The sequence below is a fragment of the Pseudomonas sp. SCPG-7 genome (assembly GCF_002156405.1).
GTDB lineage: Bacteria > Pseudomonadota > Gammaproteobacteria > Pseudomonadales > Pseudomonadaceae > Aquipseudomonas > Aquipseudomonas parakoreensis.
Window position 1 is genome coordinate 1 of sequence record NZ_MVOO01000033.1, and the last position, 23,753, is coordinate 23,753.

Sequence of the window (23,753 nt, forward strand, 5' to 3'; positions counted from 1 at the left end):
TAAATTCCGAAACCCCAATTGCGAAAGCAGTTGGGGTTTTGTTTTAGTAGAAGTCACCGATTTTGCTGGCACGTTACCGTGTTGACGGGCCAGATACAGAATTTCTTGACGACCATAGAGCGTTGGAACCACCTGATCCCATCCCGAACTCAGAAGTGAAACGATGCATCGCCGATGGTAGTGTGGGGTTTCCCCATGTGAGAGTAGGTCATCGTCAAGATTAAATTCCAAAACCCCTGTCTGCTAACGCAGACGGGGGTTTTGTCGTTTCAGGGAATTCAAAAATCAGGCCGCTTTGCGAGCCGTATTGATCTTCCACGCAACCGATTACTTCTTCCGGAACGGTTTGTCATGGGGTAATCGCACCGCCTCAGCTGAGGCCGTTTGAACGGCGCCCTTAAAATCGAAAAAGCCAGCCCCTGAATGATCAGGGGCTGGCTTTTTTATGCACAAGGCTAAGGTTCAGAACTGGTAGCTGACCGTGGCCGCGACGTTGCGCTCTTCGCCCATGTAGCAGAAGCTCAGACTGGCGCAGGAGGCCACGTAAGACTCGTTGGTCAGGTTGTTCGCATTCAATCGAACGTCGACGCCCTTCAAGCCGACCTTGCCCAGGTCATAACCGATCGATGCGTCGAACAACGTGTAAGACGGCACCTTCAGTGTGTTTTCCGCATCCGCCCAGCTGTAACCGACATAACGCACACCACCGCCCAAACGCAGACCATCGAGTGCCGCGCTATCGAACTTGTAGTCGGCCCACAACGATGCCATGTGCCGCGGTGCCTGAGTCGGCGAGTTGCCTTTGTTTTCGATCACATCGGTCGGCGTGCTCAGGGTACTGACCATCGACTTCGAATACTCGATATCGGTGAAGGTATAGCTACCGAGCACTTTTACGTTGTCGGTCACATGCATGTGCGCTTCCAGTTCCAGACCTTGCGAACGCACGGCGCCGACAGCACGGTAGAAATTTTCCTGGGGCAGCTTGGTCGCCAGGTTCTCCTGATCGATATGGAACAGCGAGGCGGTGAACAGATTGTCGGTGCCTAGCGGCTGGTACTTCAGGCCGACTTCCCATTGCGTTCCGTCGGTTGGCGGCAGTGGATTGCCGGCGCTGTCAGCATACGAGTTCGGGTTAAACGACTCGGAATAGCTGATGTACGGCGCCAAGCCGTTTTCGAACAGATACAAGGCGCCAGCGCGGCCGGTCAGTTTGGTGCGGCGGTCGTTGATTTCGGTGCCCACTGGCCGTCCCGCTTCGGCGATACGGTTCTCATCGGAAGTCTCGACCCAGTCCTGACGCAGTCCGAGTGAGAAGCGCCACTGGTCTATCTCGATCAGGTCTTGCAGGTATACGCCGGTTTGTTCCAGGCGGCGCAGATAACTGGTCTCGCCGTACATGTCGATCGCCGAATTGCCGTAGACCGGGTCGAAGGCATTGATCGGCGCCAAGCCGCCGCTGGTCCAGTCGACCACGGTTTTGCGCCGTTGATAATCTGCGCCCATCAACACGGTGTGCTTGGTGGTACCGGTGAAGAATTCGGCCTGCAGCATGTTGTCGACGATGAACGCATGCAGACGCTCATCGCCGCCGGTGTAATAGCGGTTCAGTTCGTTGCTGGTTGGCGTCGTCCAGCCATAGGCGTAGACCTGATCCATGTTCACTTTGGAGTCGAGGTAACGGAAATTCTGCCGTGCCGTGAAGACATCGTTGAAGCGATGTTCGAACTGATAGCCAAACGACTGCTGATCCCGCGAATACCCATCAACTCCCGGCTCGCCCTCGAAGAAGTGCGGCGAGATGCGGTTGCCGTTGCGCTGATGAATCGTCCCGTCTGCCGGCACGCCACCGTGGTAGCCGCCATCCGGATCGTGCTGCAGGTACGCCTGCAGCGTCAGCGAAGTATCTTCAGTGAAATCGATGCTCAGGGTCGGGGCGAGGGCGAAGCGTTTTTCCTTGTTGTGGTCGAATTGCGTGTCGGATTGATCCGTCAAGCCGGTCAGACGATAGGCGATGCGCTTGTCGTCATCGACCGGACCGCTGAAGTCAAAACCGACACCACGCTGGCCTTGGGTGCCGACCGTGGCCTGAACCTGATGATAGGCCTCGTACAACGGCTTTTTGCTGGTCAGCGCCACCAGGCCACCGGGCGAACTGCGACCGTACAACACGGACGATGGGCCTTTGAGAATATCAACGCGTTCAAGGAAATACGGATCGACCTGCATGGTGCTGTAGGTGCCGCTGTCGCCCATCGACTTGAGGCCGTCGAGATAGATGTTGTCCACCGAACCGTCGTTGAAACCGCGCATCGCCACGTAATCGTAGCGATGCGTCGCGCCGTAAGGGTTGGTCAGCACGCCGGGGGTATAACGCATCGTCTGGGAGACGGTCTGCGAGCCTTGGTCGTCCATTTGCTCGCGAGTCACCACCGATACGCTTTGCGAAGTTTCCAGCAGCGCGGTACTGGTCTTGGTGGCGATCTGGCTGTGGGTGGCGTTGTAGCCCTCCATGCTGCCTAGAGCGTTACCGAGAGCGAAGCCTTTGATATCAGTGGCCGGCAGCGCCAGTGCATCGCTGTCGCTGACCGAGTGCAGAATGTAGCTGCTGCCATCCTGGCTGACCGCTTCCAGCCCCGAGTCACTCAGCAAATGGCTCAACGCCTGATCGGTTGAATATTCGCCCTGCACGCCCGGCGACTGCCGTCCCTGCGTTTGCTGGGGTGTCATCGACAAAGTGATACCCGCCTCGCGCGCAAACCGGTTCAGCGCTTCGTCCAACGGGCCAGCGCCAATGTTGTAGCGATGGCTGCTCGCTTCACTGGCATTGGCGGCGAGGCTCAGGGCAGGCAACACTCCGGTGCCCAGAACAGTGGAGAGCAGGGCGGCGCGAACGGCGTGGCGTAACAGGCCTGATTCGGCAGTGAAATGCAGAGGTTTCTTACAGGTGATGCGGACAGTCATTGTCGGTTTCCGTGGCAAGTCGCTAGAGCGGAATGGAAGTGCTTACTGACCAAGCCGGACTTGCCGCAAAAAACCGCCAAAATAATTTCAGGCCACTGCCTCAATCATTACCCACCACCGGGTTCGGTAGCGCAATTGCACCGGCAACGTCTGCGGCAAAATGGTCAACAGCTTGTCGGTGTCCTCCAGGCGGAATACGCCGGACAGGCGCAAATCTGCCACCGCCGGCGCGCACGTCACGAAACCTGGACGATAACGTCCGACCTCGTTGAGAAAGTCGCCCAGGCGCATATTGCGAGTGACGATCAGACCGTCGACCCACGCGCCCGCGTCCATATCTGGTGGCGGCGCCGGGCGTACCTGGTGGTGATCGATCAGGTAGGTCTGCCCGGCGAGTGCCTCAACCGAGGTGCCAGCGCTATGAATGGTCACACGGCCGTGGGTGACGCTCAGCCGTGTGCAATCACTGTCCTGACGCAGGATGAAGCGGGCGTGGGTCGGCTCATAAACGCCGTGACGACTTTGTACGCGTAGCGCCCGATTGAACGCCGCGCCTTCATCGTTACCGCCGCAGGTGACGATGATTTCGCCGCGAGTGAGTTTGATCAGCCGCTGCTGCGCGGTGTAATCCAGATCCACTGCGCTGGCAGTGTTCAGCTCGATCCGCGTGCCGTCGGGCAACTGGAACCCGCGACGCTCGCCGGTCGCCGTAGCGTAATCAGCGCGCCACTGCTGCCACACGGAGGTGTCCTTGGCCAGCCATGCCGCGGAGCCCATCAGCACCGCGCCAGACAGCAGCTTCAAGGCTTGTCGCCGTCCGAGCCCTTGCGCACTGTTTTCCAGCGTATGGAACGCCACTTGGGCACCGGGCACGGCGCGCAGGTTATGGCTCAGTTCAGCCTGCAGCGACTGCACGCGCTGCCAGGCCAGTTCATGTTCATGATGTTCGGCGCGCCACGCGTCGCACTGATGACTCAGACGCGCATTGCCATGGTTGTTGCGCAGCCGCAGCAACCAGTAAATGGCTTGCTTGACCACCTGTTGCGGCGGCTCGGCGCGACGCCCGACTGAGTTGTTATCCACAGGCATCAACTTGCATACCGCAACACGTAACAGTGATACAGCGCAGCGGCGACGTAACGTTCGACTGAGCGCAGTGACAAACCCATCTGCGCGGCGATCTGCTTGTGGGTCAAACCTTCGCACTGCGCCAGCAGAAACGCCTGACGCACTTTCGGTCGCAGGCCTTCAAGCATGCGCGCGATGCTCTCGAGCAACTCGATTACCAGCGCGCGGGTTTCGGCGCTTGGGGCTTCGGCTTCGGGCAAGTGGGCGATGGTTTCGAGATAGGCGCGTTCGATTTCTTCACGACGCCAGAGGTCGATCACCAGGCCACGGGCGATGGTGCTTAAAAATGCGCGAGGTGCTTTCAGTTCCAGGCGTTCGCTGCGCTGCAGCAGACGGACGAAGGTGTCCTGGGCCAGATCCGCCGCATCCGCGGCATTGCCCAGTCGCGCCCGCAGCCAGGCGTTGAGCCAGCCGTGATGACTCCTGTAAAGCGCCTGCACTGCAAACTCAGGTGAGGACATGAACGCGACAGCCCGAACGTCACAAATGATAATTAGTCGCATTTTTATCAGGGGCTGCGAATTTTGCAACCTCTGCTCGGAGATCCAGCAAAAAAACTTCGTGGCGAACGCTCTGGCACGCCGTTCGGCGGGAATCTGGCAGAAATGCCGCACATTTCCCACAACGCCCTAAGTTTTCCGCGAACGGTGCCGACAGACTGGTGAGACATGCGTGCACCAAAGTAGAGCGGCCGTCAGAACGCCGCCTGCGCTGTACATGGAATGTTGCATCCCGGAACGCATCCCCACTTTTGCATAAGAAGTCCCATGAAATGAATCTCAAGTTCAGCCATAAAATCCTGTTGGCCGCCTCGGGCGTCGTGGTCCTGGCTTTCGCTTTGTTCACCCTCTACAACGACTATCTGCAGCGCAACACCATCGGCCAGAATCTCCAGTCGTCCGTGCAGCAGGCCGGCGATCTGACCGCCAGCAGCGTGCAGAACTGGATGAGCGGGCGAATTCTGGTGCTGGAAAACCTCGCGCAAAACGTTGCCCATCAGGGCAAGAACGCCGATTTCCCGGGGCTGGTCGATCAACCAGCCTTCACCTCGAACTTCCAGTTCACCTACGTCGGTCAAGCCAATGGTGTGTTCACCCAGCGCCCTGACGCGAAGATGCCCGACGGCTACGACCCGCGTCAGCGCCCTTGGTACAAGCAGGCCGTGGTCGCCGACAAAACCATGCTGACGCCGCCGTACATGGCGGCGGTCGGTGGTCTGGTGGTGACCATCGCCATGCCGGTGAAAAACAATGGCGAACTGCTGGGTGTGGTCGGCGGTGACCTGAGCCTGGAAACCCTGGTGAAGATCATCAATTCGGTGGACTTCGGTGGCCTCGGTCACGCATTCCTCGTCAGCGGTGACGGCCAGGTGATCGTCAGCCCGGACAAAGACCAGGTAATGAAGAACCTCAAGGACATCTACCCGAACGCCGGCGTGCGCATCGAGAAGGGCAACCAGAACGTGGTGCTCAACGGCCAGGAACGCATCCTGTCGTTCACTCCGGTCAGCGGTTTGCCGAATGCCGATTGGTACATCGGTCTGTCGATCGATCGCGACAAGGCCTACGCCGCCCTCAGCCAGTTCCGTACTTCGGCGCTGATCGCGATGTTCGTCGCGGTCGCTGCGATTGCGCTGCTGCTGAGCCTGCTGATCAACGTCCTGATGCGTCCGCTGACCACTATGGGCCGCGCGATGCAGGACATCGCTCAAGGCGAAGGCGACCTGACCCGTCGTCTGGTCGTGGAAGGCAAGGATGAGTTTGCTGAACTGGGCAGCTCGTTCAACCAGTTCGTCGAGCGCATTCACGCGTCGATTTCCGAAGTGTCCTCGGCTACCCGTCATGTGCACGACCTGTCGCAACGGGTAATGGCCTCGTCCAACGCCTCGATCATCGGTTCCGACGAACAAAGCGCGCGCACCAACAGTGTGGCCGCCGCGATCAACCAGTTGGGCGCCGCCACTCAGGAAATCGCCCGCAACGCCGCCGATGCGTCGCAGCACGCCAGCGGCGCGAGCGAGCAGGCCGATGATGGTCGTCAGGTGGTCGAGCAGACCATTCAGGCGATGACCGAGCTGTCGCAGAAGATCAGCCTGTCGTGCACCCAGATCGAAACCCTCAATGCCAGCACCGACAACATTGGCCACATCCTCGATGTGATCAAAGGCATCTCGCAGCAGACCAACCTGCTGGCGCTCAACGCGGCCATCGAAGCAGCCCGTGCCGGTGAAGCCGGACGTGGTTTTGCGGTGGTGGCGGACGAAGTGCGCAACCTCGCGCATCGCACCCAGGAATCGGCGGAAGAGATCCACAAGATGATCACTTCGTTGCAGGTCGGTTCCCGTGAAGCGGTGACCACCATGAACGCCAGTCAGGCGTCCAGCGAAGAGAGCGTGGAAGTGGCCAATCAGGCGGGCCTGCGCCTGGTCAGCGTGACCCAGCGCATCGGTGAAATCGATGGCATGAACCAGTCGGTGGCCGCAGCAACCGAAGAGCAGACGGCGGTGGTGGAAACCCTCAACGTCGACGTCAATCAGATCAACCTGCTGAACCAGCAGAGCGTCGCCAACCTCAATGAAACGTTGAAGGATTGTGATGCGTTGTCGCAGCAGGCGAATCGGTTGAAGCAGTTGGTCGACAGCTTCAAGATCTGACGTCTAGCAGACTGCGTTATCGTTCATCGCGGGCAAGCCCGCTCCCACAGGATTTCTGGCGAACACAATATCTGTGACCGACCTGGAACCTGTGGGAGCTGGCTTGCCAGCGATAGCGGCGGTGCAATCACTGCCAATCTGAAGCCTTAGACAAACAGCTTCAGCACATTCCCCATCGCATCATCGGCAAACCCCTGCACGAAATCCTTGAACCCCGGCAGCGCCTCGGCACCTCCGCTGGCCGGTTCGGCAATGATTGTCCAGGTCGCCCGCGACTTGCCCGCCCCCAAAGATTCCACATTCATCGCCGCCCACAGATTGGCCACACCCAGCGTGTTGTAGATCGTGGTCCAGGTCATGGCGCGCGCCTGCTCATCGCGGGAGTTGAGTTGCTCGACCACCACGTTGCCGTCCTTGAAGAACTTCTTGCGTAGCGAGGACACGCCTTCACCGGTCATTTCGATGTGCGACAGTGCCGGAATAAACCGGTCGAAACCGGCGAAGTTGCCGACCACCGCCCAAACCTGCGCCGCGTCCGCCGGCACTTCCACCGACGACACAACGTGGCAGCCGTGCGGGTTTTTGATCAAGGTGTCGGGTTGCAGATTGCTCATGGTGTTGCTCCTTTTTGGGTGAACTAGATGAAGTTGATCTGTTTCAGGTAATCGCAGCCGCGACGTAGCAGCGCCGGGGATTTTTCCGGGTACTGCGCGCCCATTTGTTGCACGCCGGCTTCAGCGTTGGCGTGGCCGATCAGGGAGATGTCGCCGATGTCTTCCTCGAAGCCGTTGAGGTAGAAACCGAGCACGCCGAACAGCGCGTTGTCGGCGTCGACCCGGCCCAGCTGCTGTTGCCAGTCGGCGACACTGACCAGCGAAAATTCGCTGCCGGTTTCGCGGAACGAAGCGACGTAGGCATCCCAACTCAGCGGCTCGGGGTTGTGCAGGTTGAACACCGCACGCTCGGTCGAATAACGGCTGGCGTGGAAGGCGATGAAGCGGGCGAGGAAGTCCACCGGCATCAGGTCGAAATTCAGCGCAAAGGCCGGCACCTGACCGAGCTGGATCGAGCCCTTGAGCATCAGCATCAAACGGTTTTTGTGCGGCTGACAGACGCCGCTCAGGCTGTTGAAGCTGATGTTGCCGGGGCGATACAGGTTGACCCACACCCCACGCTCGCGCGCCCGTTCAAGGATGCGTTCGCCAACCCACTTCGACAGGTTGTAGCCGTTACGAATGTAGATCGGCGGTGTTGGCGCAGCGGGCAGTTCGAGCACGCGGCCGTCGCTATCGACAGTGCTTGAAGCGGACAACGTCGAGACAAAGTTGAAGACCTTTTTGCTGCGCCCTTCACACAGGCGCAGCAGCTCGAAAATCGGCTCGACGTTATCCGCGGCCAGCGACTCGTAATCGAGTACGTGGTTGACGTTGGCGGCGTTGTGCACCAGTGCGCCGAACTCGCGATCCAGGCGCTGATAATCGGCGTCGGCCAGGCCCAGTTGCGGACGGGTGATGTCTGCCGAGTAGATCCGCACCCGGCTCAGGTCCAGATGCTCCAGGCGGTTCTCGCGCAACGCCTGGGCAAAGCGCTGCGCCGCCGTTTGTCCGCCACCGTCACGCACCAGACACGCCACCTCGCTGGCGCCCCAGCCGAGCAGCGCTTCGACAATGTGTACGCCGACAAAACTGTTGGCGCCGGTGACGATCACCTTGTGCACATCGCCCAGGCGACTGATCGGCAACGGCTCGATGTTCAGCGGGCGTTCGGCGTCGGCCATGGCCTGGGCGCTGAGCACCGCGCTGTCATCGGTCCCGCGCACCAGCGTTGCGAGCTTGATGATGGTCGGCAATTCGATGAAGCGGTTGATCGAGATGCTGCGCCCGAACTCCTCACGCAAACGCAGCAACATGCGCGACAGCAGGATCGAATGCCCACCGAGGTTGAAGAAACTTTCGTCGGTGGAAATATCGCTGGTGGGCAGCTCCAGCAGTTCCGCCCAGATCTCCAGCAGCAGCGCTTCGTCGGCATTTGCCGGCAGGCATTTCGGGCCGCTGTCCTGCACGCTCACCGGCAGTTCCAGCAACGCCTTGCGGTCGACCTTGCCGTTGCTGGCGAATGGCATGTGCGGCAGTTCAGTCCACGCTACCGGTTGCATGTAGTCCGGCAAAAACTGCTGGGCATGCGCCTTCAATAGATCGCGTGCAGCGTCCGACTGCGGCTGCGCAAGGAACGCCAGAATCCGCCGCTGACTGTCGATCACCACCGCCACCTGACGGTACAACTGGCTCTCGCGCAGGCAGCGTTCGATCTCCTCCGGCTCGACCCGGAAACCACGGATCTTCACCTGATTGTCGCGCCGTCCGCACAGCTCGATACCGTGCTCGCCCCATTTGGCCATGTCGCCGCTGCGGTACGCGCGCAACGTTTGGCCGTGCGGCAGTTGCAGGGTCAGGTAGCGCTCGGCGGTCTGCTGCGGGTTGTTCAGATAACCGAGGCAAACGCCGGGGCCAACGATGAACAATTCGCCGACAGTGTTCTCTGGCACCGGTTGCAAGTCGTCATCGAGAATCAGCACCTGACTGTTGGCGATCGGCGCGCCGAGGGTGCGGTTGCTGTCACCCGGTTGCAGTTGCCGGGCGGTGATCAGCACCGTGGCTTCGGTGGGGCCGTAGAGGTTATGCAATTTGCCCTGACGGGTCAGTTGCTCGATGACGAAGGGCTCGCAGACGTCGCCGCCGGTCATGACCTCGACGCCTTGCAGTTGCTCCAGCGGCAGGATGCTCAGCAGCGCCGGCGGCAAGAACGCGTGGGTCAGTTGCCGGCGGCGGATCAGCGCCACCAGTTGCAGCGGATCGCGGCGCTGGGTGTCATCCGGCACCACCAGTTCGGCGCCTTGCAGCAGGCTCGGGAAGATATCGATCAGCGAAGAATCGAAGCTCAGCGAAGAGAACTGCAAGACCCGACTTTCAGCGCGCAACTGCACGTAATCGGCGTACCACGCGGTGAAGTGCGCGAGGTTCGCCTGGCTCAGCAGCACACCCTTCGGATGCCCGGTGGTGCCCGAGGTATAGAGCGCCATGCACGGCGCTTCAAGCGTCGGCCGCTGACGCATCAACGGTTGGCTGGGATCCGCATCCGCGCTGCCGATACAGCTGACATCCAGACCGGGCATTGACTCACTCAGCGGATGCTCGCCGTCGTGCAGCAACAACACCGCGCCGGCGTTCTGCAGGATGTATTGCTGGCGCTGCAACGGATGGCTCGGCTCCAGCGGCAGGTACACTGCGCCACTGCCGAGCACCGCCAGAATCGAGGCAAACAGCGCCGGGCTTTTCGGCTGACAGATACCTACGATCCACGGCTGCGGATGTTGCTCGAGCAATGGCAGCAGGTGTTGCTGGATCGCACAGCTGTGGGCGTGTAACTGGCGATAGCTGAGCGACTGCTCGGCCAGGTGCAGCGCCGGTCGCTCGGCGTGTTCGATCAGGCTGCGTTGCAGACGCTCGATCAACGGGATCTGCGCCTGCGTAAGCAGCACCGGGTTGGCCGTGTCGTTAAGGCGATGGACGTAGGCCAGGCTGTCGAGAAACCGCAGGTCTTCCACCTGTTCGAAATCCGCTGCCGTGGCGGGCATCACCTGCTGGAAATACTCGGCATCGCGGGAGAAACGGCTGACCAGCAGCGCAACTTCGTCGACCACCTGCGTCAGCACCCGCTGGCGCAGAGCCTGACCGTTGCCGGACGGCTCATCGCCAATCGGCACTCGGCAGATCAGAGACGAACCAAGGAAGCACAGCAGGTCGAGCGTCGGTAAACCGCCAAGGCTTTGCGCAGCGATACCCAGGCGCAGATGCAAGTGCGGGATGGCGCAGAAATCGCCGGCGCCGATGAAGCCATCGTCGATGATCAGATCCACCGGCGATTGCGCCGCGCCGCTGCGCAGCAAGGTGTGACCGTGTTGTTCGAGTTCCTGCGCCAGGTCGGTCATGGCCTGGCTGGCGCCAATCAGCAAAATGTCGAGACGTCTCATGTCAGCCTCCTCATCAAACCAGATAGTCGCGCAGGGCGTGCTGCACGCAGGGCGTGTCGAGCAGCGAGCTGCTGTGGAAAAAACGCACGATGTTGCCCACCAGCGGATGGTGGCGATTGATCGGGAAGGCCAGCCCGGTCATCTCGTCACTGAGGGAACGGCGCACGGCATCGCTGACCGGCAAGGCGTCGATCAGGCGCAGATCGAAGGACTTCTGAATGTCGTTGGTCAGGTAATGGCCGATGAACACCGGCAGGATCTGCGCGATGGTTTCCCGGTCTGCGTCACTGGTGGTGTGCCAATAGATGCGCACCATGCGCGCCCAGAAACTGGAGTGCCGGCCCTCATCGAGCAAGTGATCGGCCATCAGGCCTTTGATCGACGGCTTGACCGTATCGTCCCGGGCAAACGCTGCGACATCGCCGGTTACGGTGTTTTCGGCGATGGCCACGCAGATCAGTTCCACTGCGCTGCGCAGGTGCTCGGGCGCCAGTGCCACGGCGGCAGGAATTGCCCGGCTCAGTTCGATTTCAGTGGGCAGTTCGATCGGCTCGATGCCGGTCATCGCCACGGTCTGCTGCATGAAGTCCATCGCCACCAGCGCGTGGTAATCCTCGTCCACCACCACGGTCATGGCGTCGTAGCGACAGGCGAACGGGAAGGCCACGGCAAAGCGATTCTTGGCGATACTGCGCGCGGTCTTGTCGACGATCTCGGTCTCGAAAATCACCACGTCGTTGATGAACTTGTACAGCGTCTGCACCAGGGCAAAATCCCGTTGTTGCGGGCACTCGCGCAGGAAGGTTTCGCTGAGTACCAAGGGCTGGCGGCTCAACGGATAGATCAGGCGCTCATCGTCTTCCAGTACGCGCCGTGGCCGGGTGCGGATGGTGGCGCGGCTTTCCCAGGCGTCGGCGAAGGATTGGTAATCGGCGGCGTTCATTGGGCCACCTCCGCCAACGGTTCGCGCATGCTCAGACGCAGGCCGTCCCACAAGGCGATGCGGCTTTCCACCGCCGCGATGGCGCTGGCGTAGACCTCGGCTTCGCGTTGCGGATCGCCATCGACCAGACGCTCAAGCAGTTGCTCCGCCGCCGGACCGTGATCTTCGGAATCGACCTCGATGTGGCGCTCCAGGTAATAGCGAAAGGTTGGCGCCTGTTCGATACCGATCCCCCAGTCATCGAGGATGCGCTGGAACATGGTCGGGATGACGCTCTCGCGACCATGCAGAAACGCGGCAGCGACGCTGTGGCCTGGCGCATGCAGCGCGGTGTTTAGCGTCTCGCGAACAAATTTTGCTGCTGCCGGATCCACTTCCACGCTTTGCAGGGCGACGTCGTAACTCACGCCTTCCTGTTGCAACGCGACAAACCGTTCGACCGCCGTGGTGCTCGCACCGACTTCACGCATTGCGTCCAGATACAGCTCGAAATGGCTGTAATGGCCGTGAGCGGGACGGTCGTCGGACTCTTCGCCGAGCACGATCTCGTTGATCAGCCGCGCAGCATGCGGATCACGCGGCGGCAGCCAAGGCAGACGGGTGCAGGTCAGTTCCTGTTGCAGACGTTTGGTCAGCGACATGAAATCCCAGACGGCGAAGACGTGGGATTCCATGAACCGGCGCAGTACCGATAACGAATCGATTTCAGTAAAGATCGGATGAACGCTCAATTGAGCTTTTATCAGGGCGAGTTGTTCTTTAGTTGGCATCATGGCTAACCTCGGTGTTATTGGAATAGAGAAAGTTGCTCGTTCGGTGCGTCAACGCGGACTGGCTGTTTCTTGAACTTTTATAGTGGCGAGCGCTGGCCTCATTCAGATAAATGAAAGTGTGCGAAGTGCATGGGAGGCTCTGGACTATGCCTGGGCGACTATTTGCCAAGGCTGTCAGCTGAGTGCGGAGCCGTGCCGTGTTTGCGGGGTTTAACCTGCTCGGCGAGGAAAAACTAATACATCATCAAATAACTTAACAAGTTTATTTTTAATTATTTTAAGTTTGCTGTTTTTTAAGTATGAGACGATCCGGTAAAACTTATTAATTAGGTTTTACTTGGGCGTAGTTGCTCCTTTCGGCGAACAGTGGCCAAAATTGAAGACAAGAGTGAATGCCTCACTCAGAGCAACTTTTCGATACAAGGGTTGAAGTTATGTATAGGGGTGAAAGTTGGCCGGGAACGGCGCCGTAACTTCCTTTTATCCCGTGGCAAGGCTCCTTCCGTAGGTTCCTGGTGCGAGGACTGCGCCGGCGGTGCCGTGCGTCCCCGTTCTTCATGGGTTGGCTGTTCAAGAGTGCGGGTAAATTGGCGGGACGGCTATGACCGATTCGTCCGCGGCGAGCTGCAATACCGGACTTATGGGGGCGCTGGGAGGTTAGAGCGAACAGGCGAATCCGCCACCGGGTTTGCGGCAGACCGTAGAGAGGATTTGTAAGCGGGTTATTCGCCGGTCAGCTGCAAGGGTCTGAAACCGGCGTGGAGGGGATCAGCGAACGGCCTTGCGGTGTTGTCCGGCAGGGCTGGCGAGGTAACGGGTGATCACCTCGACGCCACGGTTGAGGTGTTGTGTGAGCAGCTTCACCGACAGTTCGACATCGCGTTCGATTACGGCCTGGAGCATCGCGCGGTGATCTTCCTGGGATAGTTTGCCCAGGCCCATGGCTTCAAGGTTGAATCGCAGAAAGCGCTCTTCTTCATTCAGGCCGCCTTCGACCAGTCGCAGCAACCGCTGATTCGGCGCCTTGCTGTACAAAGCCATGTGGAACAGGCGATTGAGCCGACCGATTTCGCTGTAGTCGTGCTGGGTCTCAAGTGCTTCGATAAAACTGGCGGCAAGCGCGTGATCGGCGCTGGTCAGCAGCGGGATCGACTGGCGCATGGCTTCGGATTCGAGCAGGATTCGCAACTCGTAGGTTTCGGTAGCGTCGCCCTGAATCAGCGGGGCAACCACGGCGCCCTTGTGGGTGGTGACGCTCAGCAGCTCCTGCGCTTCGAGCTGGCGCAGAGCCTCGCGCACCGGCATGCGGCTGACCCCGAACAGGTCAGCCAGATCCTGCTGACGCAGGGCGGTGCCGCACGGTAAACGACCGTCAAGGATCGCCGAGCGTAAGGTCTCCTCGATGATCGAACGGGCAAGATGTGCAGGAATCGGCCCATCGACCTTGATGCTGTGCAGCGGTTTGGGCTTCTGTGTCACAACTACTCACCCTGAATGAAGACGGAATTTGGATCCAAAGACACTAGTGATTGCTCTACAGGTTGTCAAACCATGTAAAGGATTGCTGTCCTGAGTAAAGTTTAGCGCGCTGGCGATGATCTCATGGTGCCATTGTTTTTTGCCGGGCTAAGCTTCACCATCAAACGCTTTCCTTCCTGCCCCCTTGGAAACCAGCTGTGGCGGTACGTTTCGCGATCCCTCGGACTTTGCGCTGGCTAGGCTGCGCACTGCTGCTGGCCGGCGTCATGCTGGGCGGGCTGCATGCCGATTGGGATTTTTCCGCGATCAGCCGCAAAGCCACGGCGCTGTACGGGCCGCTGGGCGCCGGGCAGCAGCGGATCGATGCCTGGCAGAACCTGCTGGCCACGCAGAAACAAGTCAGCGAGATGGAAAAGCTGAAAGTCGTGAACCTGTTTTTCAACAAACAGGTGCGCTATGTAGAGGACATCGATCTGTGGGGCCAGGTCGATTATTGGGAGACACCCATCGAAGCGCTGTGGAAAGGCGCCGGTGATTGCGAAGACTACGCGATCGCCAAGTATTTCAGCCTGCGCCATCTCGGGGTTTCCAGTGACAAGCTGCGCATCACCTACGTCAAGGCACTGCGCCAGAATCGCGCGCACATGGTACTGACTTACTACGCCACCCCCGATGCCATGCCGCTGGTGCTCGACAGCCTGATCGATCCGATTCAGCCTGCGTCCCAGCGAACCGATTTGCTGCCGGTCTACTCTTTCAATGCTGAAGGTCTGTACCTGCCGGGAGCCAAGGGCAACAAAAAGGTCGGTGACACCAAACGCCTGTCGCGCTGGCAGGATGTGCTGAAGAAAATGCAGGCCGAAGGTTTTCCGGTCGAAACGACTAACTAGGAGCACGCGCTCAGATGTCTTTGTTCAAACAGCTGTTGATCGCTATCTGTCTGTTCCTGGTGGTCGCCTTCACCGGCAGCTTCATGGTCAGTCTGGAGAGCTCGCGCACCCAGTACGTCAACCAGCTGCGCTCCCATGCCCAGGACGCTGCCACGGCACTGGCGCTGTCGCTGACGCCGAATATCGACGATCCGGCGATGGTCGAGTTGCTGGTCAGCTCGATTTTCGACAGCGGTTATTACGCGAGCATCCGTGTGGTCGACCTCAAGACCGACCAGACCATCGTCGAGCGCAGCGGGATTCCGGCGGTGAGCAATGTGCCTGACTGGTTCGTCAAACTGATCGGCCTGGAACCGGCCGGTGGCGATGCCTTGGTCAGCCGTGGCTGGGAGCAGGCCGCGCGGGTCGAGGTGGTCAGCCACCCGATGTTTGCCGTGGCCAAGCTGTGGCAGAGCGCGTTGGGCAGCCTCGGCTGGCTGTTGCTGTGCGGCGCGGTCAGTGCCGTGCTTGGCGCGCTGCTGCTGCGCCGGCAACTGCGCCCGCTGGATTACATGGTCAAGCAGTCCCACGCCATCGCCCGTCGCGAGTTCCTCAGCCTGCCGGAGCTGCCGCGCACCCCGGAACTGCGGCGCGTGGTGCAGGCGATGAACCAGATGGTCGAGAAGCTCAAGGCGTTGTTCCAGGAACAGGCCGAGCGCAGTGAAAAACTGCGCGCCGAGTCTTATCAGGACACCCTCACCGGGCTGGCCAACCGGCGCTATTTCGAGATGCAACTGCACAATCGGGTGAGCAACCCGGAGCAGGCCAGTTCCGGTTACCTGCTGCTGTTGCGGGTCAAGGATCTGGCCGGGCTCAACCAGCGCCTGGGCGGTCAGCGCACGGATGAACTATTGAAAGCCGTTGGCGAGCAACTGTCCCGCGAGTGCGCCAAATACCCTGAAACCCAGAACCTCGTCACCCGTATTCGCGGCGGTGAGTTCGCCGTGCTGGCGCCAGGGCTGGTGCGTGAAGAGGTGCTGCAACTGGCGCAAAACCTCGACAGTGCGCTGAGCAGCCTGCACGCCACCGGCGCAACCGATGTGCCGGCCGTGGCCTCCATCGGCCTCGCCCCGTTTGCCCACGGCGATTCACCGCAAGCAGTGCTGACCCTGGGTGATCAGGCGCTGGCGCAGGCCGAGGGGCAGGGCGAGCAGAACTGGGCGTGCATCGATCAGAGCCTGGTGGCCGAGGTTGGCGACGATCATCACGCCTGGCATCGATTGCTTGATCAGGCGCTGAATCAGCAGCGCTTCGAGTTGTATTTCCAACCGGTGGTGGCTGCGCAGGACACGCAACTGGTGCTGCATTACAAAGTGCTCTCGCGCTTGCTGGATGAGCAGGGCCAGACCATTCCCGCCGGACGTTTCCTGCCGTGGCTCGAGCGTTTTGGCTGGACCGCACGACTCGACCGCTTGATGCTCGAACGCGTTCTGGAGCAGATGAAAGGGCACGAGGATTCGCTGGCGCTGAACCTGTCCTCGGCAACCCTGGCCGATCCACAGGCATTGAACAAAGTGTTCGAGATTCTGCGCGCGCACTCCGACCTCGGCGAGCGTCTGACGCTGGAGATCGGTGAGGAGCAACTGCCGGAGCAGGCGGTGCTGGAGCAGTTGACCCGGCGTCTGCGTGAACTCGGTTTCTCCCTGAGCCTGCAGCGCTTTGGTGGACGCTTCAGCATGATCGGCAACCTGGCGCGGCTGGGGCTGGCGTATCTGAAGATCGATGGCAGCTATATTCGTGCGATCGATCAGGAAAGTGACAAGCGTCTGTTCATCGAAGCCATCCAGCGGGCGGCGCACAGCATTGATCTGCCGCTGATTGCCGAGCGCGTCGAGACCGAAGGGGAATTGTCGGTGATTCGCGAGATGGGTTTGTATGGGGTGCAGGGGCAGTTGTTTGGTGAGCCCAAGCCCTGGAGCTGAGCCGTTGTCCGCGTGGCGTCAGTGATGCCGCCATCGCGGGCAAGCCCGCTCCCACAGGATTTTGTGTCGTTCACATAACTGCGGTAACCCATCCCATTGTGGGAGCGGGCTTGCCCGCGATGAGGCCAGATCAGTCAACGAAGATTCGGGATCAGATCAGCCCGCCTTCATCTTCATCGATCAACTGGCTCAACCCGCCCAATGCTTCCCGTGCCTGGGTCCGGTCCATCAGTTTGGCCTGCGCCGCCGGCGGCAGGTCGGTGACGCGGATCACGCCCTTCTGGGTCAACACCTGAATCAGGTCGTCGAGTACCCGAATCATTTCAAAGTCGCTCTGCTTGAGCTGTTTGAGGCTGTTTTCCACGGCTGCGTTGGCGAACCAGGCCTGGATGTCATGGTGGTCGGCCGGCAGCGTTTCCGTGGCCTCGGCGTAGGCCGCCGCTTCCACGCGAATCAACTGACCCTGCGCATCGCGTTGCACGTAAAACATTGAGCATCCCTCAGAAAGAACCAGCGTCATGCTGTCAGCAGCATAGGCCAACTGCGCGCGAGTATGCGGGGTGGCGACGAAATCGTCACCGCCGAGTTAGCCGCAAACGTGACGGCCGCCCCAAGGGGCGGCCGTTTTGTTCACGCATCAGCTGTTGTTGTGGTCGACCTTGATGGTCGGATCGCTTCCGGCGATCAGGTTGTGAATGTTGGCGCTCGACCAGTTGTTGCCTTCCAGTTTGATCGTCACGTCCGGGGTGGCGGCTGCCGCGTCGCCGGAGTTGAACTTGCCCGCCGAGCTGACTTGCAGCGACGACGTGCCATCAACCGTGGTGATCTTCAGGAAGTTGTCGATGGTGCTGCCGGTTTCGCCCTGCAACAGGTCACGCAGGTCGATGCGGTCGCCTTCGCTGGCGTTGAAGTCCTTGATCACGTCGTTGCCGGTGTCGCCTGCTTTCCAGACGAAGGTGTCAGCACCGGAACCACCGATCAGGATGTCGTTGCCCTGGCCACCGATCAGCGTGTCGTTGCCGGTGCCGCCGAGCAGGATGTCATTGCCCTTGCCGCCGTCGAGCAGGTCGTTACCGCCCGAGCCGAACAGGATGTCATTGCCTGCGCCACCCAACAGCGTGTCGTTGCCATCGTGCGCACCGGAGACATCGAACGCCTGATAGTGCTCGGTGATGTACTGGTGCACATTGCTGGTAGTGACTTTGCTGACATCCACGCCGGTCTGCTGCGCCACGAACGCCTGCATCGCCTGATAACCCTCGCCGGCAATGCCGTTGAAGCTCACCAGGTCGCCGAACAGGATGTCGTTGCCGTCGCCACCGCTGACGGTGTCGTTGCCCGGCATCGTTGCTTCGGTATGGCCGATGATCGAGTTGGCCAGATCCTTCGGATCGATGTTGGTTTGCGGCAAGTGATCCGAGTCATACGGTTTCAGGTCGTTGAGGCTGACACCGCTGTTGATACCGATGGCTTCGACATTCGACAGACCGCTGAGCAAGGCGAAGCTGCTGCTGGAGTTGTCGGTGGTGGCAGTCGTGGTGCTGTTACCAGTACCGGCCAGGCTCGACAGCTCGTAGGTGCCATCACCCTGAGCGTGGACAGTGCCCAGGTTGGTGGTGGTCCAGCCGCGGCCGTTGTAGGTCTGCAACTGGGCATAACCGCTGGCGGTGATGCTCAGGTAATGCGTGTTGTCGATGTACGTGCTGAAGGTATCGCCCAGCTTGTAGTTGCTGGTCGTGACCACACTGTCGAACTTCACGCTGCCATACAGCGTCGGGTTGGTCTGCTCGCCGCTCTGGTAGTAGGTCGGCTGGCCGTCGGTGATGAAGTAGGTAAGGTTCTTCGCCCCGGTGTTGGCCAGCGCTTCCGTGCTCTGGAAGAAGTTGGCCGTGGTCTTGAACACGTCTTCGTAGTTGGTGCCGCCACCGGAGGTCATCGAGTCGAGTACGGCTTTGAGCTGGGTCAGCGCGTTCGGGTCGTTGAGGTTGACCGAGACTGACTTGTTGACCTGGGTATCGAAGTCCACCAGGAAGATGTTCACCGTGCCCGAATTGCTGCCGCCCAGGCTCTGCTTGAGGGTGTTGAACACCGAGGTCAGCGAGTCTTTGGCCGCGTTGATCGACGAGGTGCTCATACTGCCCGAGCTGTCGACCATGAACGCAATGTTGTAGTTGGTGCCCGGCACTACGGTCAGACCGCCGATGTCGGCGACCATGATGTCGTTGCCGTCGGTACCGTTGAAGGTGTCATCGCCCGAAGTACCGACCACGGCGTTGTATACCGCTGGCACCACGGTGACCGGAATCGTCGCGGTGCTGCTGGCCGAGCCGCCGACCATCTCGGTGGAAGTCGACGTCACGGTCAGGTTGAACTGGCCGTTGTAGTAGGTCGGCGGGGTCACGGTCAGGCTGCCGAGGCTCCAGCCGGTGACGTTGGCTTCGCCGTTGCTCGCGGTGACGGTGAAACTGTGGCCATGGCCGTCGGAGAGTACCGAACCGACCGGCGCACCGCTGATCTTCACGCTCAGGGTTTCCGAGCCGTCGGTGTCGGTCAGCGCGGTGTTGATCGCCGACAGTTTCACCGTGGTGCCTTCGGCGCCGGTGTTGAGTTTGTAGCCGTCGTAATAACCTTCGCCGTTGGTACCGTGCAGGTCGGAGACGGTCACACCGGCGTTCACCAGATCCTGCACGCCGGTGTAGATCGGCACGCCGGCGCTGCTCAGGTCGATCGGCGTGCTGCCGTTGACCGACAGGTTCACGTCATAGCTGCCCGGGCCGCTCTGGTTGTGGTGGTAGATGTCCAGGGTGTAGTAGCCGCTGGTGGTCGGGGTGAACGAACCGCTGATCGTACCGCCCGCGCCCCAGGTGCCCGACGCCACGCTCTTGCCGCCGATGGTGATCAGCAAGCTGTCGTCAGCCACGCCGCTGAAGCTGTAGGTCTTGCCGGCTTCCAGATAGATCAGGCCCGAGGTTTTCGACGCGGTGCCGGCGCTCACGCTGCCGTCCGACTGCACGTTGGTCACGTTGGTGCTGGAGTTCGGGGTGCCGGCGCCATCGATCACGTTTTTCAGCGTGGTCGAGTCAGCGCCATTGCCGCTGGTACCCAGGCCCGCCAGACCGGTCCAGACTTCCTTGACCAGTCCGGTGGATTTCACGCTGTTGTCGGCCACGCTCACGGTCGGTGCATCCGCCACTGGCGTGATGTCGATCTTCACGGTGCCGGTGTTGCCCAGCAGTTGGCCGTCGGTGGGCTGGAACTTGATCTGCGCGTAGTCGGCCTGGTTGTTGCCCAGGCCGGTGCCGCCGTAACCGTTGACGCCCGACTCGTTGGCATCCGGCAGGAAGCGCAGCTTGCCAGCGTCGATGTCAGCCTTGCTGAAGGTCTGGTTGTTGGCGACGTCTTTCCAGGTCGAACCGTCCAGGTACTGCAGTTTGCCTTCGCCCGGCAGCTGGGTGATTTTGATCCCCAGGCTGCTGGCCGGGCTGTCCACGTCGGTCACACCGAAGGTCGACCAGCCGAGGGTCAGCGGGGTGTCTTCGGTGCCGGTGACGTTGACTGGCGCTGCAACCGGCGCATCGTTGACCGCCACCACGTTGACCGTGGTGGTCGCGGTGTTGGAGTAGTTGCCGCCATCGGTCACGGTCACGGTGATGATCCGTGGCACGGTGCTCGGGTCTTCACTGCTGTTGGTGAAGGTGATGTTCTTGATGGCCTGCATGTAGTCGGCCAGCGTCGCGTTACCCGACAGGGTCAGGGTCACGGTGCCGTTGGTGCTGTTGGCATTGATGGTGATGCCGTTGACGCTGTTGCCGAGGTTCAGCGCATCACCGTCCTGACGGTTGGTCAGAACGATGGTCGCACCGGTCAGCATGGTGCTGTCCGGGTCGGTGATCGTCAGGTCGGTATCGGCAATCGACACGCCGGCGCCCGGCGTGTTTTCGGTGAACGTCACCTTGTAGTCGGCACCGGTGGCGCCGCTGGAGTTGTTGGCATCCAGGTCGATGACCGGTGGTGCATCGTTGTCGATGATCGAGGTGCTGACGCTGCCGTTGGTGCTGCTGACGGCCAGGTTCTCGAAATTGCCGCCGGTGGCCGAGTCGATCTTGACCACGAAGTTCTCGGTACCTTCGGTGATCTTGTCATCGATGGTCGCGACGTTGAACTGCGCGCTGCTGGCGCCCGCCGGGATCTTCACGGTGTACACGCCAGTGAAGTCCGAACCGTCGGCGGCGGTGCCGCTGTAGACGATTTTCAGGGTCACGTCGGTTTGCGCCGGGTGGGTCAGGCTGACGGTGTAGCTGGCGGTCTGGCCTTCGGTCACCGAGGTGCTGCCGGTGATGCTGACGGTGGTGGTATCGATGGTATCGGCGACGCTGGTGACGGCCGGTGCCGTGCTCGGTACCAGGTTCTCGAAGTTGCCACCGCTGGCATTGGTGATGGTCGCCTGCACGCTGCCGGCGTCTTTGTAGACATCGTCAGCCGGAGCCGGAACGGTCACGGTGCCGGTGGTTTTACCGGCGTCGATGGTGATCACCGAGCCGTTGCTCAGGGTCACGGTCACCGGGGAACCGGCAGCGTTGCTCAGGGTTGCGGTGTAGGTGATCTGGCCGCCCTCGTTCACCGCCGGGGTCGCGCTCAGCGACAGGCTGGTGGTGTCGACGGTGTCGATCACGGTGGTGCTGACCGGGGTTTTGTCGGCCACGAGGTTTTCGTAATTGCCGCCGGTCACGTTGCTGATCGAGTTGGTCAACGGCGCGTGGCCAGTCAGTGCATCGTTTGGCGCGATGCTGGTCACGGTGCCGGTGGTTTTACCGATGTCGATGGTGATGGTCTGGCCGTTGGCCAGGGTTACCACGACTGGCGAACCAGTCACAGGCGCACCGACGGTGGCGGTGTAGGTGACGGTGCCACCTTCGGCCACGGTGCCCGTGGCGGTGAGTTTCACGCCAGTGGGGTCGATGGTGTCGGTGACGCTGGTCACGGCTGGCGTGGTGCTTGGTACCAGATTTTCGAAGCTGCCACCGGTGGCCGTCTTGATTGTGGCCTGCACAGTGCCGGCGTCTTTGTAGACGTCGTCGGCTGGTGCTGGAACAGTCACGGTGCCGGTGGTTTTGCCGGCGTCGATGGTGATCACTGCGCCGTTGCTCAGGGTCACGGTCACTGGCGAGCCAGCGGCGTTAGTCAGGGTTGCGGTGTAAACGATCGAGCCGCCTTCGGCCACGGTGCCGGTCGCGGACAGCGACAGGTTGGTGGTGTCGACGGTATCGGTCACGGTGGTGCTGACCGGAGTCTTGTCGGCAACCAGATTCTCGTAGTTGCCGCCGCTCACGTTGGTGATGGCGTTGGTCAACGGCGCGTGGCCGGTCAGCGCATCGTTCGGTGCGGTGGTGGTTACGGTGCCGGTGGTTTTGCCGATGTCGATGGTGATGGTCTGGCCGTTGGACAGAGTCACCACGACTGGCGAACCTGTGACTGGCGCACCGACGGTGGCGGTGTAGACGACGTTGCCGCCTTCAGCCGCTGTACCGGTGGCAGACAACTTCACGGTAGTGGTGTCGATGGTATCGGTGACGCTGGTCACGGCCGGTACGGTGCTTGGTACCAGGTTTTCGAAGTTGCCGCCGCTGGCATTGGTGATGGTTGCCTGCACGGTGCCGGCGTCTTTGTAGACGTCATCAGCCGGGGCAGGAACGGTCACGGTGCCAGTGGTTTTACCGGCGTCGATTGTGATCACTGCGCCGTTGCTCAGGGTCACGGTCACTGGCGAACCAGCGGCGTTGGTCAGGGTGGCGGTGTAAATGATCGAACCACCCTCGGCGACCGTATTAGTGGCGCTCAGGGACAGGTTGGTGGTGTCGACAGTGTCGGTCACGGTGGTGCTGACCGGGGTCTTGTCGGCCACAAGGTTTTCGTAGTTGCCGCCGGTCACGTTAGTGATCGAGTTGGTCAACGGCGCGTGACCGGTCAGCGCATCGTTCGGTGCGATGCTGGTCACGGTGCCGGTGGTTTTGCCGATGTCGATGGTGATGGTCTGACCGTTGGCCAGGGTCACGACGACAGGCGAGCCGGTAACTGGCGCACCAACGGTAGCGGTGTAAGTGACGGTACCACCTTCGGCCACGGTGCCCGTGGCGGTGAGTTTCACGCCCGTGGTGTCGATGGTGTCGGTGACGCTGGTCACTGCTGGCGTGGTGCTTGGTACCAGGTTCTCGAAGCTGCCACCGGTCGCGGTTTTGATCGTTGCCTGAACAGTGCCGGCGTCTTTGTAGACGTCGTCGGCCGGGGCAGGGACGGTCACGGTGCCAGTGGTTTTACCGGCGTCGATGGTGATGACTGCACCGTTGCTCAGCGTCACGGTCACTGGCGAACCAGCGGCGTTGGTCAGCGTTGCGGTGTAAACAATCGAGCCACCTTCGGCCACGGTGCCGGTCGCGGACAGCGACAGATTGGTGGTGTCGATGGTGTCGGTCACGGTGGTGCTGACCGGCGTTTTGTCGGCCACCAGGTTTTCGTAGTTGCCGCCGCTGACGTTAGTGATCGCGTTGGTCAGTGGTGCATGACCGGTCAACACGTCGTTAGGCGCGGTGGTGGTCACGGTGCCGGTGGTTTTGCCGACTTCGATGGTGATGTTCTGGCCGTTGGCCAAGGTCACCACAACCGGCGAACCGGTGACCGGCGCGCCGACGGTCGCGGTGTAAGTGACAGTGCCACCTTCAGCAGCCGACTCGGTCGCGGTCAGTTTGACCGTGGTGGTGTCGATGGTGTCGGTGACGCTGGTCACGGCCGGGGTGTTGCTGGTCACCAGGCTTTCGAAATTGCCGCCAGTCGCGGTCTTGATCGTGGCCTCAACGGTGCCGGCGTCTTTGTAGACGTCATCGGCCGGTGCCGGAACGGTCACGGTGCCGGTGGTTTTGCCCGCGTCGATGGTGATC

Annotated in this window: 12 protein-coding genes, 1 rRNA gene and 1 pseudogene; 4 read left to right on the forward strand and 10 right to left on the reverse strand. The window is 60.8% G+C overall.

Going from position 1 to position 23,753, the window contains the following annotated elements; all coding sequences use genetic code 11:
* The first annotated feature begins 104 nt into the window (after window positions 1–104).
* Window positions 105–220: ribosomal RNA gene (gene rrf, locus B1722_RS28015) — 5S ribosomal RNA — on the forward strand.
* A 242-nt stretch (window positions 221–462) separates the two neighbouring features.
* Here the strand turns inward: rrf and B1722_RS28020 are convergent.
* The 3 genes from B1722_RS28020 to B1722_RS28030 all read right to left on the reverse strand — a co-directional run bounded on the left by B1722_RS28020 (window position 463) and on the right by B1722_RS28030 (window position 4,553).
* Window positions 463–2,964, reverse strand: coding sequence for a TonB-dependent siderophore receptor (locus B1722_RS28020; protein ID WP_086795005.1), 2,502 nt, complete (start codon window positions 2,962–2,964; stop codon window positions 463–465).
* A gap of 87 nt (window positions 2,965–3,051) precedes the next feature.
* A complete protein-coding gene (locus tag B1722_RS28025; protein ID WP_086795006.1) occupies window positions 3,052–4,053 on the reverse strand; it encodes a FecR domain-containing protein in 1,002 nt (333 codons plus the stop codon).
* A complete protein-coding gene (locus B1722_RS28030; protein WP_086795007.1) occupies window positions 4,053–4,553 on the reverse strand; it encodes a sigma-70 family RNA polymerase sigma factor in 501 nt (166 codons plus the stop codon). The genes B1722_RS28025 and B1722_RS28030 overlap by 1 nt, the downstream gene beginning before the upstream one ends.
* Before the next feature lie 311 nt (window positions 4,554–4,864).
* Between B1722_RS28030 and B1722_RS28035 the strand changes: the two genes are divergently transcribed.
* Complete coding sequence (locus B1722_RS28035; RefSeq protein ID WP_086795008.1) at window positions 4,865–6,745, forward strand: methyl-accepting chemotaxis protein; 1,881 nt, start codon at window positions 4,865–4,867, stop codon at window positions 6,743–6,745.
* Between the two features lie 146 nt (window positions 6,746–6,891).
* Here B1722_RS28035 and B1722_RS28040 read toward each other — a convergent pair whose 3' ends face one another.
* The 5 genes from B1722_RS28040 to B1722_RS28060 all read right to left on the reverse strand — a co-directional run bounded on the left by B1722_RS28040 (window position 6,892) and on the right by B1722_RS28060 (window position 13,970).
* The gene (locus B1722_RS28040; RefSeq protein WP_041070893.1) at window positions 6,892–7,359 is read right to left on the reverse strand and encodes an SRPBCC family protein; all 468 of its coding nucleotides are present in this window, start codon (window positions 7,357–7,359) and stop codon (window positions 6,892–6,894) included.
* Window positions 7,360–7,382: 23 nt separating this feature from the next.
* Window positions 7,383–10,775, reverse strand: a complete 3,393-nt coding sequence (locus tag B1722_RS28045; RefSeq protein ID WP_041070896.1) for a non-ribosomal peptide synthetase — start codon at window positions 10,773–10,775, stop codon at window positions 7,383–7,385.
* A gap of 13 nt (window positions 10,776–10,788) precedes the next feature.
* Complete coding sequence (locus B1722_RS28050) at window positions 10,789–11,718, reverse strand: diiron oxygenase (RefSeq protein WP_041070899.1); 930 nt, start codon at window positions 11,716–11,718, stop codon at window positions 10,789–10,791.
* Window positions 11,715–12,491, reverse strand: a complete 777-nt coding sequence (locus B1722_RS28055) for a DUF3050 domain-containing protein (protein WP_041070902.1) — start codon at window positions 12,489–12,491, stop codon at window positions 11,715–11,717. Before B1722_RS28055 ends, B1722_RS28050 begins: the two co-directional genes overlap by 4 nt.
* A gap of 768 nt (window positions 12,492–13,259) precedes the next feature.
* Window positions 13,260–13,970 (reverse strand): GntR family transcriptional regulator, encoded by a 711-nt coding sequence (locus B1722_RS28060; RefSeq protein ID WP_041070905.1) that lies wholly within the window; start codon window positions 13,968–13,970, stop codon window positions 13,260–13,262.
* 197 nt (window positions 13,971–14,167) lie between these two features.
* Between B1722_RS28060 and lapG the strand changes: the two genes are divergently transcribed.
* Both lapG and lapD read left to right on the forward strand, forming a co-directional pair.
* Window positions 14,168–14,860 (forward strand): cysteine protease LapG, encoded by a 693-nt coding sequence (gene lapG, locus B1722_RS28065; protein ID WP_007962016.1) that lies wholly within the window; start codon window positions 14,168–14,170, stop codon window positions 14,858–14,860.
* Between the two features lie 14 nt (window positions 14,861–14,874).
* Window positions 14,875–16,821 (forward strand): cyclic di-GMP receptor LapD, encoded by a 1,947-nt coding sequence (gene lapD, locus B1722_RS28070; RefSeq protein WP_086795009.1) that lies wholly within the window; start codon window positions 14,875–14,877, stop codon window positions 16,819–16,821.
* Between the two features lie 151 nt (window positions 16,822–16,972).
* Here lapD and B1722_RS28075 read toward each other — a convergent pair whose 3' ends face one another.
* Together B1722_RS28075 and B1722_RS28080 are read right to left on the reverse strand one after the other, a co-directional pair.
* On the reverse strand, window positions 16,973–17,311 hold the full coding sequence (locus B1722_RS28075; protein ID WP_041070910.1) for a hypothetical protein: 339 nt from the start codon (window positions 17,309–17,311) through the stop codon (window positions 16,973–16,975).
* Between the two features lie 147 nt (window positions 17,312–17,458).
* Window positions 17,459–23,753 (reverse strand): annotated as a pseudogene (locus B1722_RS28080) (LapA family giant adhesin); the annotation flags it as partial.

Coding starts and splice junctions, on each gene's coding strand:
- B1722_RS28035 (WP_086795008.1), top strand. CDS start 4,865: ATGAATCTCAAGTTCAGCCATAAAATCCTGTTGGCCGCCTCGGGCGTC.
- B1722_RS28025 (WP_086795006.1), bottom strand. CDS start 4,053: ATGCCTGTGGATAACAACTCAGTCGGGCGTCGCGCCGAGCCGCCGCAA.
- lapD (WP_086795009.1), top strand. CDS start 14,875: ATGTCTTTGTTCAAACAGCTGTTGATCGCTATCTGTCTGTTCCTGGTG.
- B1722_RS28075 (WP_041070910.1), bottom strand. CDS start 17,311: ATGTTTTACGTGCAACGCGATGCGCAGGGTCAGTTGATTCGCGTGGAA.
- B1722_RS28045 (WP_041070896.1), bottom strand. CDS start 10,775: ATGAGACGTCTCGACATTTTGCTGATTGGCGCCAGCCAGGCCATGACC.
- B1722_RS28020 (WP_086795005.1), bottom strand. CDS start 2,964: ATGACTGTCCGCATCACCTGTAAGAAACCTCTGCATTTCACTGCCGAA.
- B1722_RS28055 (WP_041070902.1), bottom strand. CDS start 12,491: ATGATGCCAACTAAAGAACAACTCGCCCTGATAAAAGCTCAATTGAGC.
- B1722_RS28030 (WP_086795007.1), bottom strand. CDS start 4,553: ATGTCCTCACCTGAGTTTGCAGTGCAGGCGCTTTACAGGAGTCATCAC.
- B1722_RS28050 (WP_041070899.1), bottom strand. CDS start 11,718: ATGAACGCCGCCGATTACCAATCCTTCGCCGACGCCTGGGAAAGCCGC.
- B1722_RS28040 (WP_041070893.1), bottom strand. CDS start 7,359: ATGAGCAATCTGCAACCCGACACCTTGATCAAAAACCCGCACGGCTGC.